The organism is Gracilibacillus caseinilyticus (assembly GCF_022919115.1).
Classification (GTDB): Bacteria; Bacillota; Bacilli; order Bacillales; family Amphibacillaceae; genus Gracilibacillus; species Gracilibacillus caseinilyticus.
Map to the genome: position 1 here is coordinate 3,710,037 of NZ_CP095072.1, position 14,679 is coordinate 3,724,715.

Consider the following 14,679-nt stretch of genomic DNA (forward strand, 5'->3'; position numbering starts at 1 on the left):
AAAAAATGTATAAATTTAGTTTATTTATGACTGTATAGCAAGTTGTTTAGCATGCCATTCTTCTAAAATATCCTCACTTTTTTGGACTAATTTAGCGCCGTCTTTGATCAGTTGGTGGCAGCCTGCACTGGTATCAGCAAGAATGTTTCCTGGGACGGCAAACACTTCTTTCCCTTGTTCTAATGCCTGGTCAACTGTTATCAGACTGCCACTCTTTTCTTTTGCTTCGATAACTAGCGTTCCGAAACTAAGACCACTAATGATTCGGTTCCGTTCAGGAAAATAATATTTTTTTGGCGGGTGGTCTGGTGGATATTCTGTCATTACCAGATTCTCTTGAATAAGTTGTTGATATAAATACTGATGTTGCGTTGGATAAATGTGATAAAAACCACTTCCTAATACCGCAATCGTGCGGGAACAATTCGCCAAAGCAGTTTCATGAGCATAGCCATCGATTCCTAGTGCCATGCCGCTCGTAAATAGGAAATTTTCTTGTAACAGAGGGGGCAAAATGATGTTCATTACCGATCGGGCTGTTTGAGAAGGATAACGTGTACCTATTACGCTGAGATTAGGAGAATGACTTAAGATCTCGAGATTTCCTTGTAAGTACAAGACAAATGGTGGATCGGGAATTTCTAATAAATTAGTGGGATAACGTATGTTAAAAATGGTAATGATATGATACTGCTCTGCGAATTGGACAATCTTTTGCTTTATTGCTTGAAGATGTAATTGACTGACAATGGCAGAAGCTTTTTTATCTGGCAGATTGAATATGGTTTTCCAATTTTGCTTGTCCCAATCGTAGAGATGTGTTAATTCGGGGTCTTGCTGGATCACACGTGCTAGAAGTCTTCGATTTGATCCGACAATGTAGTGCAAATGAACTAGCCGCCATTCTTTTTTCTCCATTTACATCCATCCTTTTGGATAGTGAAATAAGCTGAGACATAAATCTCAGCTTATTTTCACTTATTTAGTGTGTTTTACATTTGTCATAGAGACCTTTGTCTTTTAAAACATTGATTAACGTTTCACCCATTACAGATGGTGTTTCGGCCACTTCAATGCCACACGCATTCATTGTTTTGATTTTTTCTTCTGCTGTACCTTTTCCACCAGAAATAATCGCACCGGCATGGCCCATACGTTTTCCAGGAGGCGCAGTTGCACCACCGATAAAGCCTACAACAGGTTTCGTCATATTTGTTTTTACCCATTCAGCTGCTTCTTCTTCCGCAGTACCACCAATTTCACCGATCATCATAACTGCTTCTGTATCCGGGTCTTCGTTAAACGCTTTTAATGAATCAATGAAATTTGTACCGTTAACAGGGTCACCACCAATACCTACAGCCGTAGATTGGCCAAAGCCTTTTTCAGACAACTGATGAACAGCTTCATATGTTAGGGTACCAGAACGGGAAACGACACCAATATGACCTTTTTTATGAATGTAACCTGGCATAATACCAATCTTACATTCTTCAGGAGTAATGACACCCGGACAGTTTGGTCCTACTAATCTTGTTTTCTTACCTTCCATATAACGTTTTACTTTTACCATATCCATGACAGGAATGTGTTCGGTAATACAGATGACAAGATCTAACTCTGCATCCACTGCTTCGATGATCGCATCTGCAGCAAATGGAGCTGGTACATATATTACGGATGCATTCGCACCTGTCTGATCTACAGCTTCTGCAACTGTATTAAATACAGGAACGCCTTCCACTTCTGTACCACCTTTTTTCGGTGTTACCCCACCAACAATTTTTGTTCCATATTCTATCATTTGTTTCGTATGGAAAAGTGCTGTTGAACCTGTAATACCTTGAACAAGCACTTTTGTATCTTTATTGATAAAAACACTCATGTGAATGGATCCTCCCTTTTCCTTTAGATTTAAAGTTATCCTTTATTAACGAGTGCAACAATTTTTTCGGCACCATCAGCCATTGATTCAGCTGGTGTAATATTTAATCCTGAATCCGCTAAGATTTGCTTACCAGCATCAACATTCGTACCTTCTAATCGTACAACTAAAGGAATCGTTAAACCAACTTCCTTCGTAGCTGTCACGACACCTTCTGCAATAACATCACATTTCATAATTCCACCGAAAATGTTAACAAAAATACCTTTTACATTTTGATCGGATAAAATAATTTTAAATGCTTCTGTTACTTTTTCGGCTGTTGCACCGCCCCCAACATCAAGGAAGTTAGCGGGATCACCATTGTAATGTTTAATAATATCCATTGTTGCCATTGCAAGACCTGCACCATTAACCATACAGCCAATGTTACCGTCTAAGGCAATATAACTTAAATCATATTTAGATGCTTCAATTTCTTTCTCATCTTCTTCATCTAAATCACGAAATTCGACAATATCTTTTTGACGGAACAGCGCATTATCATCGAAGTTCAGCTTCGCATCTAGTGCTAATACGTCTCCATCTCCAGTTGTTACTAATGGATTAATTTCAGCAATTGAACAATCTTTTTCGACAAATACTTGATATAATCCCATCATAAATTTAACCGCTTTCGACAAATATTCTGCTGGAATATTAATGTTAAAAGCAAGTCTTCTTGCCTGATAAGGTAATAAGCCTGTTACAGGGTCGATAACTTCTTTAAAGATTTTTTCAGGTGTTTCAGCGGCTACTTCTTCAATCTCTGTACCGCCTTCTTCAGAAGCCATCATTGTTACGCGGGATGTTGCTCTGTCCAATACAAGCCCGATATAATATTCTTTTTTAATATCGCAACCTTCTTCAATCAGTAAACGCTTTACTTCTTTACCTTCTGGACCTGTTTGGTGTGTTACTAACGTCTTACCTAAAATTTCATCAGCATATGTACGGACTTCTTCGATATTCTTCGCTACTTTCACGCCGCCTGCTTTTCCTCTTCCCCCAGCGTGAATTTGCGCTTTCACTACCGAAACTGCTGAACCAAGTTCTTCCGCAGCTTTCACAGCTTCATCTACTGAATATGCTACTTTACCATTAGGTACAGCAACACCGTAACTACGCAAAATCTCTTTGCCTTGATACTCGTGAATATTCATCTTTCATCCTCCCATCAATTAATAACTGCATTCTCATTGTATAAAACATTGCCTTTGATTGTCTAGAAAATACTATGAATTCGTCTATCTTTTTTCTATGAATCTATAAAAATGGTAAGTATGCAGTAATTGCCTACCTTTTTGCGATATGGGAATAACCCTCAGTTGATGGATGATGCTTAGGTGGTAATTTTGAAATGATTCATGTGCTAGGATATCGCTCCGGCCAATCACTTGGCGTCTTGTGTGGCACGGGAGTCTACGTGATTGGACTGCGCTAGAGTGTAGACTCTACAACTGATGTCACAGGTAGTATTTAGGCTGTAACATATGTCATACTAATAATACATAGTGCATAGAAATACTGCTTTTATCTGTCCCATGTGTTGTAGCACTTTCCTTAAGCGCAGGAAATATGCGGAGACTCCCGCGGGATCAGTCGAGTCCGAAAATCCTACAGGAAAGCGGGCTTTGCTCATCACGAGGAAGTTGAGGCCGACCCCGCAGGATTTGGAGCAAATTTCCAGAGCCTTGCTAAAGCATATAAAACATTTCAAAATTATAACATTGACATACAGTTCCACTTTACATAACCCGTTTTATGAGCAGTCAGACTTTTGATTTATTCCATTCCTATTCATTGTTTTGTGATATGTTGGTTAAATGTTATTTTCTGACTGCCTTTTTATCCACCTGGTATATGTAAGCGAAAACTTCTGCTACGACGTGATATAATTCTTCGGGGATTTGTTCGTTGATGTTTAACTCTGATAGCAGTGTGACTAGCGACGGATCTGATTGTATCGGAATGTTATTCGCTTTTGCTCGTTCAATAATCTCTTCTGCTACATAACCTTTTCCTGACGCCGTTAACTTTGGTGCATGATCACTGTCACTGTCATATTGCAGAGCAGCTGCTCTTTTGCGATAGTTTTCATTGGGAGTCATATGCGAAAATCAATCCCTTCTGATACTGTACGTGCTGCATCAGTGATGGCATGCAGGCTGCTTTTTTCTTGTACCTGTTCCTCTGTCAGGCTTTTTTGGCTCACAGAGGATAGATGATAATCTAAGTCCGCTAACTTCTGTTTCAGAGCAGGCTTCATTCCTTCTAGCAATGGCTTAACCGTATCCTTATCATTATATACCGTCAGATTAATTACCCTTTTTTGAATTGACAAGGTTATTAATGTTTCGCCTAACGTCTGTAAATCAAGGTGAAATAAGATCCGACAATAATCAGGATCAATTTCGTCACTATTTTTCTTCTTTTTCCCTTCAAATTGCATACGGATATCTTCTGCTAAACCAAATCGTTCTCCTGGAATCTGAAAACTTTGCTGAAGTATGGAAGGGTCCTGTTGTACCATATTGAGCTGCATACCCGTCAATGTCTGTATAAATCGTTGAATTCGCTCTCCTCCACCAGTTAGATCAACTTGATGACTGGCAAGCAGCAGATTCTGTTTGATAGACAAATCACTATCCTTTGGTTGTTGGTTGTGAGAGCTTGTTAATTCCTGTGACTGGATTGCTTCATCTTGAATTCCGCTAGTTAAAATAAAATGTTTCAACAGATGAACAAAATGCTCTTTAACCGATAACGCCGATTGATCTGCATTAGCAAGCTGTAAAAGGAGAGCACGTGCAATGTTCTGCTCCGGCTGCGTCAACTGCTGTGCATATGCCTGTTGATATACCTCCGTCACCTGTTGCTTTAACGAAGTTGATGGCATAGGACCCTGTAACCAGCTTTGAACAACTTGTTGTGCTTGATTTGGTACAGTCTGGATCATTTTCTGCAAGACAGGCTGTTGCTCGACGATTTTTTTGACATTACCGGATGAATCTTGAACAGTACTATTTTGCGATAAACGTTGCAGAAACGCCTCGATCAGCTGGTGTTCATTTGGTTTTATCATCACCTGCTCATTCATCAATCTTTGCAATCCGCTCACAAATGATTCCAATACTGCTACAGGCGGTGTTTTTCCATTTGCCATCTGAGAAAGAAGCCCGTAGAAATTAGTTGATGTGGACGGTTGTGCTTGGCCAGGAGTCGTCCTAGCAATTTTACTTAAAAGCTGATGAATGGTAGATTCATTGCTTGTTAATAATTGCGATAGCGAACGGGTTCCTGCTTCCAAAGTAAAGGAACGTAGCTGTTGCTGTAAATCTTGTACTACCTTGTGATCACCTTTCGTCGTCAGAACTTGAAGCAGGGGTCTGATTTGTTCCCCTAACGATGTTGTTCGAAATGCCTGCACGCTGGAAAATACCTGTTCTGTCAAAGGTAAATTTTGTTGCATGATCGAAAGCAGCACGTTGCGATTGGCTTGATTCACTCCAAATTGATCCATTAATTGGACAAGTGATTGTGTATGTTTCGCTGTAAACGGAATTTGTTGCTGGATCAGTTCAGCAAGCAGGGCTTTTAGCCCCTTCTGATTTGACACACCTAACTGTTGCAGCAGTTGTTCACTAACGATATTATTTTGTTGTGGTGGTGTTTCAGCTATTTTCTTCAGTTGAATCATCTGCCCCACAGCTGTTACTTGAAATAGGTAACTGTGTTTCGAAGATAGTGAAGTCTCTAATTGTGCAATTATTTGTGCTCCACCTAACTGGATAGCTGCCCTTTGGCCGGGATATAAATCAAGTACTTTACCATTCAGAATTTGACCTGGTCTTAATGGGTTCTGTGTTACACTCGTCCTGTTTGCTACCATATTTTCCATTAGCCCAGCCGAAATATTCACCATCTTCCAAACCTCCTGTTATCTTGATTTTAAGAAACTTCTGCGATGAATGGGGGTCATACCAAATTGATTCAACGCATGCAGATGGTCTTTCGTGCCATAACCGCTATTTCGGTTAAATGCATATGCCGGAAACGTCTTATGTATTTCTTCCATCAACTGATCTCGAGTAACCTTAGCAATGATACTGGCAGCTGCAATCGAAATACTTTTCTGATCCCCTTTAATAATAGCTTCTTGAGGAATAGATAGCTTCTCCAGCTTCACTGCATCAATTAGAGCATAATCTACTTGTTCTAATTTCTCAATCGCATGATACATCGCTTTTTTGGATGCCTGCAGTATATTAATGCGGTCAATTTCATCCGCTTCCACAATTCCAATCTTGTAATCAACCGCATGTTTTGTAATATATTGATAAAATAATTCTCTTTGTTTTTTCGACAGCTTTTTTGAATCATTAATGCCGAGTAATTGAAAATCTTCCGGTAATACAACAGCTGCAGCAACAACTGGACCAGCCAACGGACCACGTCCGACTTCGTCCACCCCTGCGATGAAACGATATTGATTATGCCATAACGATTGTTCAAACTGACTCATCTTAACAAATTGATCCTGCTTCTGTTGCCTTTTCGCTTGTTTATTCTCGTACTGCTTCAAAAGTGTCCGAACTCCTTTACGTTCATCTTGATAGAATGATTGCAACACTTCTTCAGAAGGCGTCTCGCTCATTAAATATTCTTTAACCTGTCGAATCGTCCATTTTTCATTCATTTCAAAAATTACCTCATTTCTTACCATATCGGTTGTTTCTCAAAAAAGTAAAGGAGCTGGCCTCAAAAGTCAGCTCCTTTACTACAATTATTATTCTTACAGTTCTGGCTGTTCCAACGTGATAGGACCAAGCCTTGCTGAACGGAGATCCTGCAAAATGATATCTGCCGTCTTCTCGAAATTGACCCTGCCGCCAGATTCTAAACAACCACGCTGTCTGCCGATATGTTCAAATATTTCTCCCATGTCGTCCTGGTCCTGTTCAAGGCGGAATCTTTCTTCTAGTACTGCTGGATAATATTGTTTTAAATAGTCGATCACAAATGCTGCAACATCTTCAATTGGTAACAGTTGATCTTTAATCGTACCTACTGCAGCCAGGCGATAGCCGATAATCTCTTCTTCAAATTTCGGCCAAAGTATACCAGGCGTATCAAGCAGTTCAAATTCTTTCTTCACTTTGATCCATTGTTGACTTTTGGTCACACCTGGCTTGTCCCCTGTTTTCGCAATTTTCTTATTGACTAACCGGTTTATCAAGGTTGATTTCCCGACATTTGGAATACCGACTATCATCGCTCTTGACGGTCTTGGCCGGACACCTTTCTTCCGTAACCGTTCCATCTTGTCACTAGCCATATCATTCGCTGTTTGTACGACATGCTGAATATCTTTACGTTCATTGACATCTACAGCAATTGCGACATGATCCAGTGCCTTAAAGTAATCGATCCATTTAGCTGTAATGGCTGGATCTGCCAAGTCTTTTTTCATTAACACTATCATTTTTTGTTTTTGATTCAAAACTTCATGTAAAAGTGGATTTTGAGACGAGAGAGGGGCTCTTGCATCTACCAGTTCAATTACAAAGTCAACTAATTTCAGCTTCTCCTGTACCTCTCTTTTTGCTTTTGCCATATGTCCCGGAAACCATTGTATTGTCATGTTTGCATACCTCTTTCTTTAACACTAGTTGACCTTACTAAATTCATTTAACGGCCAGTATGTCCAACTCGCAATGCCAACTATATCATCAATCGGAATGACGCCTAAATGTCTGCTGTCGGTAGAATTGGGACGATTATCTCCTAATACAAACACATGTCCCTCTGGTACTGTTTCAATATTTCCCGGAATATCTTCTAAGGAGAAATTGGTCGTGTACTTCGATTCATCCTTAGCGATTTGTTCATCGATAAACGGTTCTTCAACAGCATTTCCATTTACGTATAATTGATCATCTTTATAAGTAATCTTATCACCTGGCAAACCGATCACTCTTTTTATGTAATCCCTTTTTGCGGTGGCATGAAAAACAACGACATCAAAACGGTCTGGTTCGCCAATTAATAAACTGAATTTATTGACAATCAAACGATCATTATTCTCTAGTGTTGGAAGCATGGACGGACCATCTACGACGATCGGCACCGCAATAAATATACGGATGAAGATAACGATCAAGACAGTAATAATTATTGTTTTTAGCCAATCCACCCAGTCCTTCTTTTTTTCTTTCATGTAAAAGATCCCTTCCCTACAACATCACGAGTCCTTCATCTATTATTATATAGAAGAAAAAGGAGCCTGACAACGCAAGCTCCTTTTTTTACATTATTACATTCATTAGCGAATTTCTTTAATACGAGCTGCTTTACCACGTAGGTTACGTAAGTAATATAGCTTCGCACGACGAACTTTACCACGACGAGTTACTTCGATCTTATCAACTCGTGGTGAATGCACAGGGAATGTACGTTCAACCCCTACACCGTAAGAAATTTTACGAACTGTAAATGTTTCACTGATTCCACCGTTTTGGCGTTTAATAACAACACCTTCGAATACCTGAATACGTTCACGGTTACCCTCGACAACCTTCACGTGTACCTTTACTGTATCACCAGCACGGAACTCAGGTAAATCAGTACGCAATTGATCCTTTGTAATTTCTTCGATTAATTTCTGCATTCTGTTACACTCCTTCCAAACCAATGCTCATATCGTTATACGCAGCGGAACATCGTTTATTAACCTTAAGCGCGTTCACTTAAGCACAACTATCAATATAGCATACCATCACTAGGATTTCAACTATTTTCTTCATGGGATTGCCATTCTTTTATCCATTGCTGTTCTTCTTCTGTTAAATCCATTTCCTCCAATAAATCTCGTCTACGTAAAAATGTCCGTTTTAACGCTTCTTTTCTACGCCATTGATCAATATGGGCATGGTTACCAGACAATAAAACGTCCGGTACAGTTAAGCCCCGAAAATCAGCAGGTCGTGTATAATGAGGATGTTCTAACAATCCTGTCGAAAACGAATCCTGTACTGCCGAGTCATCATTCCCCAATACATTCGGTAATAGGCGAACTACACTATCAATAACAACCATCGCTCCAAGTTCTCCACCTGTTAGCACATAGTCGCCGATCGAAATTTCATCGGTCACTAGCTCTGTTCGTATGCGTTCATCATACCCTTCATAGTGTCCGCAAATAAAGATCAAATGGTCTTCCTTAGCTAATTCTTCTGCTTTCTTTTGGGTATAGGGCTGGCCTTGAGGACACATCAATATAACGCGCGGTGCAGACGCAGTATCCTGTTGTACAGCTTCTACCGCATCAAAAATTGGCTGAGGTTTCAGTACCATTCCGGCACCGCCTCCATAGGGATAGTCGTCTACTTTGTTATGTTTATTGTCCGTATAATCCCGAAAGTTAACAAAATTGTATTGAAAAGCACCTGCTTCATGTGCTTTATGCAATATGGATGATTGAAACACTCCTTGAAACATCTCCGGAAATAAGGATAATACATCGATTTTCATCAGTCTAATAACCCTTCCATTGGTTCTATTATAATTCGTTGTGTATCGATATCTACTTCTTTCACGATATCCTCAATATAAGGAATTAAGTATTCTTTCCCTTTTTGTTTCACTACCCAGACATCATTTGCACCTGGTGATAAGATTTCACTAACTTTTCCTAGTATATTTCCACTGCTGGTTTGTACCTCACAGCCAATTATTTCATGGTAATAATATTCGTTCTCTTCGAGCTCTGTCAGCTGATCAGCTCGGATGAGAAGGATCGTATCCTTGAATTGTTCCACGTCATTAATATTCTCATAGCCTTGAAAATGTAATAAATCGAAATTTTTATGAACACGATGACCATCAATCGTTACAGGTGTCAGTGTATCGGTTGTTTTTGTTTTTACGTATAAGGTTGTCCCTGTCTCAAATCGATTCTCAAAATCCGTGATTCGAATGACACGAACTTCTCCTTTAATGCCATGCGTATTTACTATTTTGCCTACTTTCAAATGATCCATGTTTCGTAAAACCACCTATTATGTAATTTTTGTAATCATTCCATCTTGAATGACGATTGAGCGTTGACTCGTTATGTCATCCCATCTCATACCTTCTTCAATATCAATGATTGCATCCACTTCTCCTTCGTTCATTTCACTTCCAACCGGGAGAATTTCTAACTGCTCCAATTTGTATTTATACCATTTAATTTGATCTTTACGATTCGAGATTTCCTTTTTGAAACGTGTTGCTATATCAGCTTTTTTATTAGCGGAGCGCTGTTCCAATTTTTTCTGTTCAAATTTTAATTGCTCACATTCCTGCTCTAACTTAAAAATCTTAAATTGATATTCTTCTCTTAAATTAGCTTTGCTTTGATCGGTTACAATTTTTTTGATGGCAACTTTTTTTATTATTTTCATTATTTCATCCTCTTTCAATCCTATTCAAGAGTACGATCAGTTAATTAAAGAATAGCATGCACAGAAACGAAAGCGCAAGTCTCTGTTTACAGAACAAAATTAATAAAGCATGAACAGCCAATACCTATCAGCACATGTAAACCAGCCTTGCGCTTATTTATAAAAATACTAATGTGTAAATTAAAAAAACGCGCATAAAACCGCCTCGTTCTAAAGTACTAAAAATATATAGCTACCTATAATATGGATTATGTAAACTAGATTGTACTACAATGTGGTAATTTTGACATATTTATGTGCGTAGCAAAGCTCCGGAAATATACTCTGCGTTCTGCGGGGCACGGATTCAGCTAGGCTACTACATGCACTGCTTCTTTGCTGCCTTGTACCGAGGAAGCTACTTCGAAGCAATACTTGTAGACACAGGCACAGACAAAGTCGATCTTTAGCTCGCGCTGACGCATGCGGAGTCTCCGTACATTTCCTATGCTTAAGGAAGTGTTACATCGTATGTAACTGCTAAAAACAGTGGTTTTAGGCATATAGAATTCGAATAGCATCATGGCAATGATAATCAGCTCAATGTAATAGCTCTTGTTTACGTTGTAGAGTCTGTACCATAGCGCAGGCCAACCACGTAGACTACCGCGGGACGTGCAGGTGCTGAAGATCCACTTTGTGAAGCGATCATCTTCGCAAAGTGAGCTTCAGCCGTGCCCCGTAGGACGCGAAGTAGTTGGCCGGAGCGGTTATCCTAGCACACTATCTATTTCAAAATTACCACTAAGCTTGTAGTTTACATAATCCGTATTCTAAAAACCCACACTTTCACTTTTGCAACTTAAGCTGAAATTTTTGTGATTCGGTTATATACATACTTTTGTTTATGAAAAAGAGGGGGGCTTTGGAAGCCTCCCTCTTTACATGATATCTAAATAAATTCTTTTATTAGATTTCATCCCAGCTGCATAGACAACTGTTCGGATTGATTTGGCAATGCGACCATTTTTGCCGATCACTTTCCCGACATCATTCTCATGAACATGAAGATGATAAATATGTTTGTTATCCTCTTCTTTCTCCGTGACAACAATTTCTTCTGGGTGATCTACTAATGGTTCTACAATTGTTTCAATCAATGATTTCATCGAATCACATCACTTTATTATTGATTTTTTGATTCGTGGAATTTAGTCATAACGCCTTCTTTAGAGAACAAGTTGCGTACCGTATCACTCGGCTTCGCACCTTTAGTCATCCAATCAAGCGCTTTGTTTTCATCTAATGACACTTCAACCGGATTAGCTACCGGATTATATGTTCCAATTTGTTCGATGATACGTCCGTCACGTGGTGAACGAGAATCTGCCACTACGATACGGTAAAATGGATTTCTTTTAGAACCCATACGTTTTAAACGAATTTTTACTGCCATTTTGTTACACCTCCAAATAAATATCTCACAAGAAAGAATTGTATCAGATTTATTTTAGTCTGTAAAGTGTTTTTACCTTACATGAACGGAAAATTTAAACCTTTTTGTTTTTTACGCTTTTTGCCTTTCTTTCCTTGCTGCATGTTGGTCATTTGTTTCATCATTTTTTTCATTTCTTCAAATTGCTTTAACAAACGGTTCACTTCCGATACAGAACGGCCGGAACCTTTCGCAATACGCTTACGGCGACCTGCATTTATCACACTGGGATCTTGACGTTCCTGTGCTGTCATCGATTGAATAATTGCTTCAACATGTGTAATCTGCTTCTCATCAAAATCAACGTTCTTAAGACCTTTCATCTTATTCGCGCCAGGAATCATGTCGATCAGTTCATCAAGTGGTCCCATATTTTTCACCTGACCCATTTGTTCAAGGAAATCATCAAACGTAAACGAAGCGGATCGCATTTTTTCTTCTAATTCTTTTGCTCGTTTCTCGTCAACATTTTCCTGGGCTTTTTCGATTAAGGACAGTACATCACCCATCCCCAGAATACGCGACGCCATACGTTCAGGATGGAACACTTCCAATTGATCGAGTTTTTCTCCCATACCAGCAAATTTAATCGGCTTATCCGTAACAGCTTTAATCGATAGCGCTGCCCCGCCACGGGTATCACCGTCAAGTTTTGTTAATACGACACCAGTGACATCCAATTGTTCATTAAAGCTTTCTGCTACGGTTACAGCATCCTGACCTGTCATAGAATCTACGACTAAGAATACTTCATCAGGATTGACGTTTCCTTTAATTTGGATTAACTCATCCATTAATTCGTTATCGACATGCAGACGACCTGCAGTATCAATAAGAACATAATCAAGATGCTCTTCCTTCGCTTTCTCCATCGCATTGTTAACGATGTCTACCGGATTAGCTTCTGTACCTTCTGCATATACCGGAATATTTAACTGCTTCCCTAGTGTCTCCAGTTGATCAATTGCTGCCGGGCGATAAACGTCACCTGCTACCAGTAACGGTTTTCGATTATATTTCTTTCGTAATAAATTTGCTAATTTACCTGTTGTGGTTGTTTTACCTGCACCTTGTAGACCGACCATCATAATCACTGTCGGCGGACGATCAGCTACAGCAATTTTGCTCTCATCGCCACCCATCAAGGCTGTTAATTCTTCCTTCACCACTTTAATAACCTGCTGTCCAGGTGTAAGACTTTCCATTACTTCCTGGCCTACTGCACGTTCTTTCACTTTCTTTACAAAATCTTTTACTACTTTAAAGTTAACGTCTGCCTCTAATAAAGCTAATCGGACCTCACGGGTCATTTCTTTTACGTCTTGCTCACTTACTTTACCTTTTCCTTTAATCTTTTGAATGGTATTCTGCAGGCGGTCGGCTAAACCTTCAAATGCCATACTATTCGCCCCCTATTCGATTTCAATAATTGCTTCTATCTTCGTCTTTAATTGCTCATCATTTCTTTCATCAGCGATGTCACTTATTTCCTTAAGGAGTGACTGCCGTGCGAGAAATTTCTGATATAAGCCAAGCTTTTGCTCATATTCTTCTAGCATTTGTTCCGTTCTTCGAATATTATCATAAATTGCCTGTCTTGATACATTCGATGTCTCGGAAATTTCACCTAATGAAAAATCTTCCAAATAATACATTTCCATATAACTGCGCTGTTTCTCCGTTAAGAGTTCCTGGTAAAAATCATACAGTGCATTAATCCTAGTCGTTTTATCTAACATAAAAAAGACTCCTCGTTAAGTAAAATGCCTTTACATTTTAGTCTACTCATCCTGAAGAACAACTGTCAAGTTTTTCAGGATGACTCTTCTTCAATCATATCCGCAAACAGCCCATAGACAAATGCATGTGGATCAAAGGTTTGCAGATCAGTCACTTTCTCTCCTAACCCGACGAGTTTAACCGGAATACCTAATTCATTACGAATAGCAAGTACAATACCGCCTTTCGCAGTACCGTCGAGTTTCGTTAATACAATTCCCGACACTTCGGTTGATTGAGAGAAAGTTTTTGCTTGGCTTAACGCATTTTGTCCTGTTGTTGCATCTAGCACTAATAGTACTTCATGGGGTGCGTTTGGCACTTCTCGTTCGATGACACGTTTTACTTTGGCCAATTCATTCATCAGATTGACTTTATTTTGGAGACGCCCTGCTGTATCGCATAATAATACATCTGCATTCCTTGATTTAGCAGCCTGAATCCCGTCATAGATTACCGCGGCAGGATCACTGCCTTCACTATGCTTGATAACATCAACACCGACACGTTTACCCCATTCATTTAATTGCTGAATCGCACCAGCACGGAAGGTATCACCAGCGGTAAGCAGGACTTCTTTTCCTTCTGTTTTTAATTGGTGTGCCAGTTTTCCGATGGTTGTAGTTTTACCAACACCGTTAACACCAACAAACAAAATAACTGTTAACTCGCCTTCCTGGATATTTAAAGAGGTATCTTCTATTTCTGTATCTTTTCCTTGGTAAATCTCTACAAGCTTTTCAGAAATTACTTCTTTTACTTCTTTCGTGTCTTTAATGTTACGACGTTTCACTTCCATTTCCAGCTCTTCAATCAATTCCATAACGGTCGTAACACCGACATCTGCAGAAATCAATACTTCTTCTAAGTCCTCAAAAAATTCTTCATCTACTTTTCGATAGCGTGCAACAAGGTCGTTAATTTTTTCTGAAAAAGATTTTCTCGTTTTACTCAAACCATCTTTGTATTTGTCCGTTACTTCTTCTTGATCTTGACTATTGGATTGGAATTTTTCTTTTAATTTCTTCAGGAAACTCACATTAATACCTCCTCTT

At 39.3% G+C, this 14,679-nt stretch carries 17 protein-coding genes; all 17 read right to left on the reverse strand.

The window, feature by feature from the left end; genetic code table 11:
- Positions 1-24: 24 nt before the first annotated feature.
- The 17 genes from dprA to ftsY all read right to left on the reverse strand — a co-directional run bounded on the left by dprA (position 25) and on the right by ftsY (position 14,663).
- Positions 25-918, reverse strand: a complete 894-nt coding sequence (gene dprA, locus MUN88_RS17810; protein ID WP_244717560.1) for a DNA-processing protein DprA — start codon at positions 916-918, stop codon at positions 25-27.
- 64 nt (positions 919-982) lie between these two features.
- Complete coding sequence (sucD, locus tag MUN88_RS17815) at positions 983-1,885, reverse strand: succinate--CoA ligase subunit alpha (RefSeq protein WP_244717563.1); 903 nt, start codon at positions 1,883-1,885, stop codon at positions 983-985.
- A gap of 35 nt (positions 1,886-1,920) precedes the next feature.
- Positions 1,921-3,087 (reverse strand): ADP-forming succinate--CoA ligase subunit beta, encoded by a 1,167-nt coding sequence (sucC, locus tag MUN88_RS17820; RefSeq protein WP_244717566.1) that lies wholly within the window; start codon positions 3,085-3,087, stop codon positions 1,921-1,923.
- Positions 3,088-3,753: 666 nt separating this feature from the next.
- Positions 3,754-4,035 (reverse strand): EscU/YscU/HrcU family type III secretion system export apparatus switch protein, encoded by a 282-nt coding sequence (locus MUN88_RS17825; protein WP_244717569.1) that lies wholly within the window; start codon positions 4,033-4,035, stop codon positions 3,754-3,756.
- On the reverse strand, positions 4,032-5,849 hold the full coding sequence (locus MUN88_RS17830) for a TP0910 N-terminal domain-containing protein (RefSeq protein ID WP_244717572.1): 1,818 nt from the start codon (positions 5,847-5,849) through the stop codon (positions 4,032-4,034). The genes MUN88_RS17825 and MUN88_RS17830 overlap by 4 nt, the downstream gene beginning before the upstream one ends.
- A 15-nt stretch (positions 5,850-5,864) precedes the next feature.
- On the reverse strand, positions 5,865-6,623 hold the full coding sequence (gene rnhB, locus MUN88_RS17835) for a ribonuclease HII (protein WP_244717575.1): 759 nt from the start codon (positions 6,621-6,623) through the stop codon (positions 5,865-5,867).
- Between the two features lie 96 nt (positions 6,624-6,719).
- Positions 6,720-7,568 carry a ribosome biogenesis GTPase YlqF gene (gene ylqF, locus MUN88_RS17840; RefSeq protein ID WP_244717577.1) on the reverse strand — a complete coding sequence of 283 codons (849 nt, stop codon included), beginning with the start codon at positions 7,566-7,568 and terminating at the stop codon, positions 6,720-6,722.
- Positions 7,569-7,592: 24 nt separating this feature from the next.
- Entirely contained in the window at positions 7,593-8,144 is a 552-nt protein-coding gene (gene lepB, locus MUN88_RS17845; protein WP_244717580.1) for a signal peptidase I, read from the reverse strand.
- Positions 8,145-8,249: 105 nt separating this feature from the next.
- Positions 8,250-8,594 carry a 50S ribosomal protein L19 gene (rplS, locus tag MUN88_RS17850; protein WP_244717584.1) on the reverse strand — a complete coding sequence of 115 codons (345 nt, stop codon included), beginning with the start codon at positions 8,592-8,594 and terminating at the stop codon, positions 8,250-8,252.
- Between the two features lie 119 nt (positions 8,595-8,713).
- Positions 8,714-9,457: a tRNA (guanosine(37)-N1)-methyltransferase TrmD gene (gene trmD, locus MUN88_RS17855; protein WP_244717587.1), complete on the reverse strand. Its 744-nt coding sequence runs from the start codon at positions 9,455-9,457 to the stop codon at positions 8,714-8,716.
- On the reverse strand, positions 9,457-9,966 hold the full coding sequence (rimM, locus tag MUN88_RS17860) for a ribosome maturation factor RimM (protein WP_244717590.1): 510 nt from the start codon (positions 9,964-9,966) through the stop codon (positions 9,457-9,459). The genes trmD and rimM overlap by 1 nt, the downstream gene beginning before the upstream one ends.
- An 18-nt stretch (positions 9,967-9,984) precedes the next feature.
- On the reverse strand, positions 9,985-10,371 hold the full coding sequence (locus MUN88_RS17865; RefSeq protein WP_244717592.1) for a YlqD family protein: 387 nt from the start codon (positions 10,369-10,371) through the stop codon (positions 9,985-9,987).
- A 920-nt stretch (positions 10,372-11,291) separates the two neighbouring features.
- Positions 11,292-11,519, reverse strand: a complete 228-nt coding sequence (locus tag MUN88_RS17870) for a KH domain-containing protein (protein WP_244717595.1) — start codon at positions 11,517-11,519, stop codon at positions 11,292-11,294.
- A gap of 17 nt (positions 11,520-11,536) precedes the next feature.
- Positions 11,537-11,806 (reverse strand): 30S ribosomal protein S16, encoded by a 270-nt coding sequence (gene rpsP, locus MUN88_RS17875; protein WP_244717598.1) that lies wholly within the window; start codon positions 11,804-11,806, stop codon positions 11,537-11,539.
- A gap of 77 nt (positions 11,807-11,883) precedes the next feature.
- Positions 11,884-13,245: a signal recognition particle protein gene (ffh, locus tag MUN88_RS17880; protein WP_244717601.1), complete on the reverse strand. Its 1,362-nt coding sequence runs from the start codon at positions 13,243-13,245 to the stop codon at positions 11,884-11,886.
- Positions 13,246-13,257: 12 nt separating this feature from the next.
- A complete protein-coding gene (locus MUN88_RS17885; protein WP_244717604.1) occupies positions 13,258-13,584 on the reverse strand; it encodes a putative DNA-binding protein in 327 nt (108 codons plus the stop codon).
- 74 nt (positions 13,585-13,658) lie between these two features.
- Positions 13,659-14,663 carry a signal recognition particle-docking protein FtsY gene (gene ftsY, locus MUN88_RS17890; protein WP_244717607.1) on the reverse strand — a complete coding sequence of 335 codons (1,005 nt, stop codon included), beginning with the start codon at positions 14,661-14,663 and terminating at the stop codon, positions 13,659-13,661.
- Between the last annotated feature and the right edge of the window lie 16 nt (positions 14,664-14,679).

Coding starts and splice junctions, on each gene's coding strand:
- rplS (WP_244717584.1), bottom strand. CDS start 8,594: ATGCAGAAATTAATCGAAGAAATTACAAAGGATCAATTGCGTACTGAT.
- sucD (WP_244717563.1), bottom strand. CDS start 1,885: ATGAGTGTTTTTATCAATAAAGATACAAAAGTGCTTGTTCAAGGTATT.
- MUN88_RS17865 (WP_244717592.1), bottom strand. CDS start 10,371: ATGAAAATAATAAAAAAAGTTGCCATCAAAAAAATTGTAACCGATCAA.
- MUN88_RS17885 (WP_244717604.1), bottom strand. CDS start 13,584: ATGTTAGATAAAACGACTAGGATTAATGCACTGTATGATTTTTACCAG.
- dprA (WP_244717560.1), bottom strand. CDS start 918: ATGGAGAAAAAAGAATGGCGGCTAGTTCATTTGCACTACATTGTCGGA.
- rimM (WP_244717590.1), bottom strand. CDS start 9,966: ATGGATCATTTGAAAGTAGGCAAAATAGTAAATACGCATGGCATTAAA.
- ylqF (WP_244717577.1), bottom strand. CDS start 7,568: ATGACAATACAATGGTTTCCGGGACATATGGCAAAAGCAAAAAGAGAG.
- rpsP (WP_244717598.1), bottom strand. CDS start 11,806: ATGGCAGTAAAAATTCGTTTAAAACGTATGGGTTCTAAAAGAAATCCA.
- lepB (WP_244717580.1), bottom strand. CDS start 8,144: ATGAAAGAAAAAAAGAAGGACTGGGTGGATTGGCTAAAAACAATAATT.
- rnhB (WP_244717575.1), bottom strand. CDS start 6,623: ATGAATGAAAAATGGACGATTCGACAGGTTAAAGAATATTTAATGAGC.
- MUN88_RS17830 (WP_244717572.1), bottom strand. CDS start 5,849: ATGGTGAATATTTCGGCTGGGCTAATGGAAAATATGGTAGCAAACAGG.
- MUN88_RS17870 (WP_244717595.1), bottom strand. CDS start 11,519: ATGAAATCATTGATTGAAACAATTGTAGAACCATTAGTAGATCACCCA.
- sucC (WP_244717566.1), bottom strand. CDS start 3,087: ATGAATATTCACGAGTATCAAGGCAAAGAGATTTTGCGTAGTTACGGT.
- ffh (WP_244717601.1), bottom strand. CDS start 13,245: ATGGCATTTGAAGGTTTAGCCGACCGCCTGCAGAATACCATTCAAAAG.
- MUN88_RS17825 (WP_244717569.1), bottom strand. CDS start 4,035: ATGACTCCCAATGAAAACTATCGCAAAAGAGCAGCTGCTCTGCAATAT.
- trmD (WP_244717587.1), bottom strand. CDS start 9,457: ATGAAAATCGATGTATTATCCTTATTTCCGGAGATGTTTCAAGGAGTG.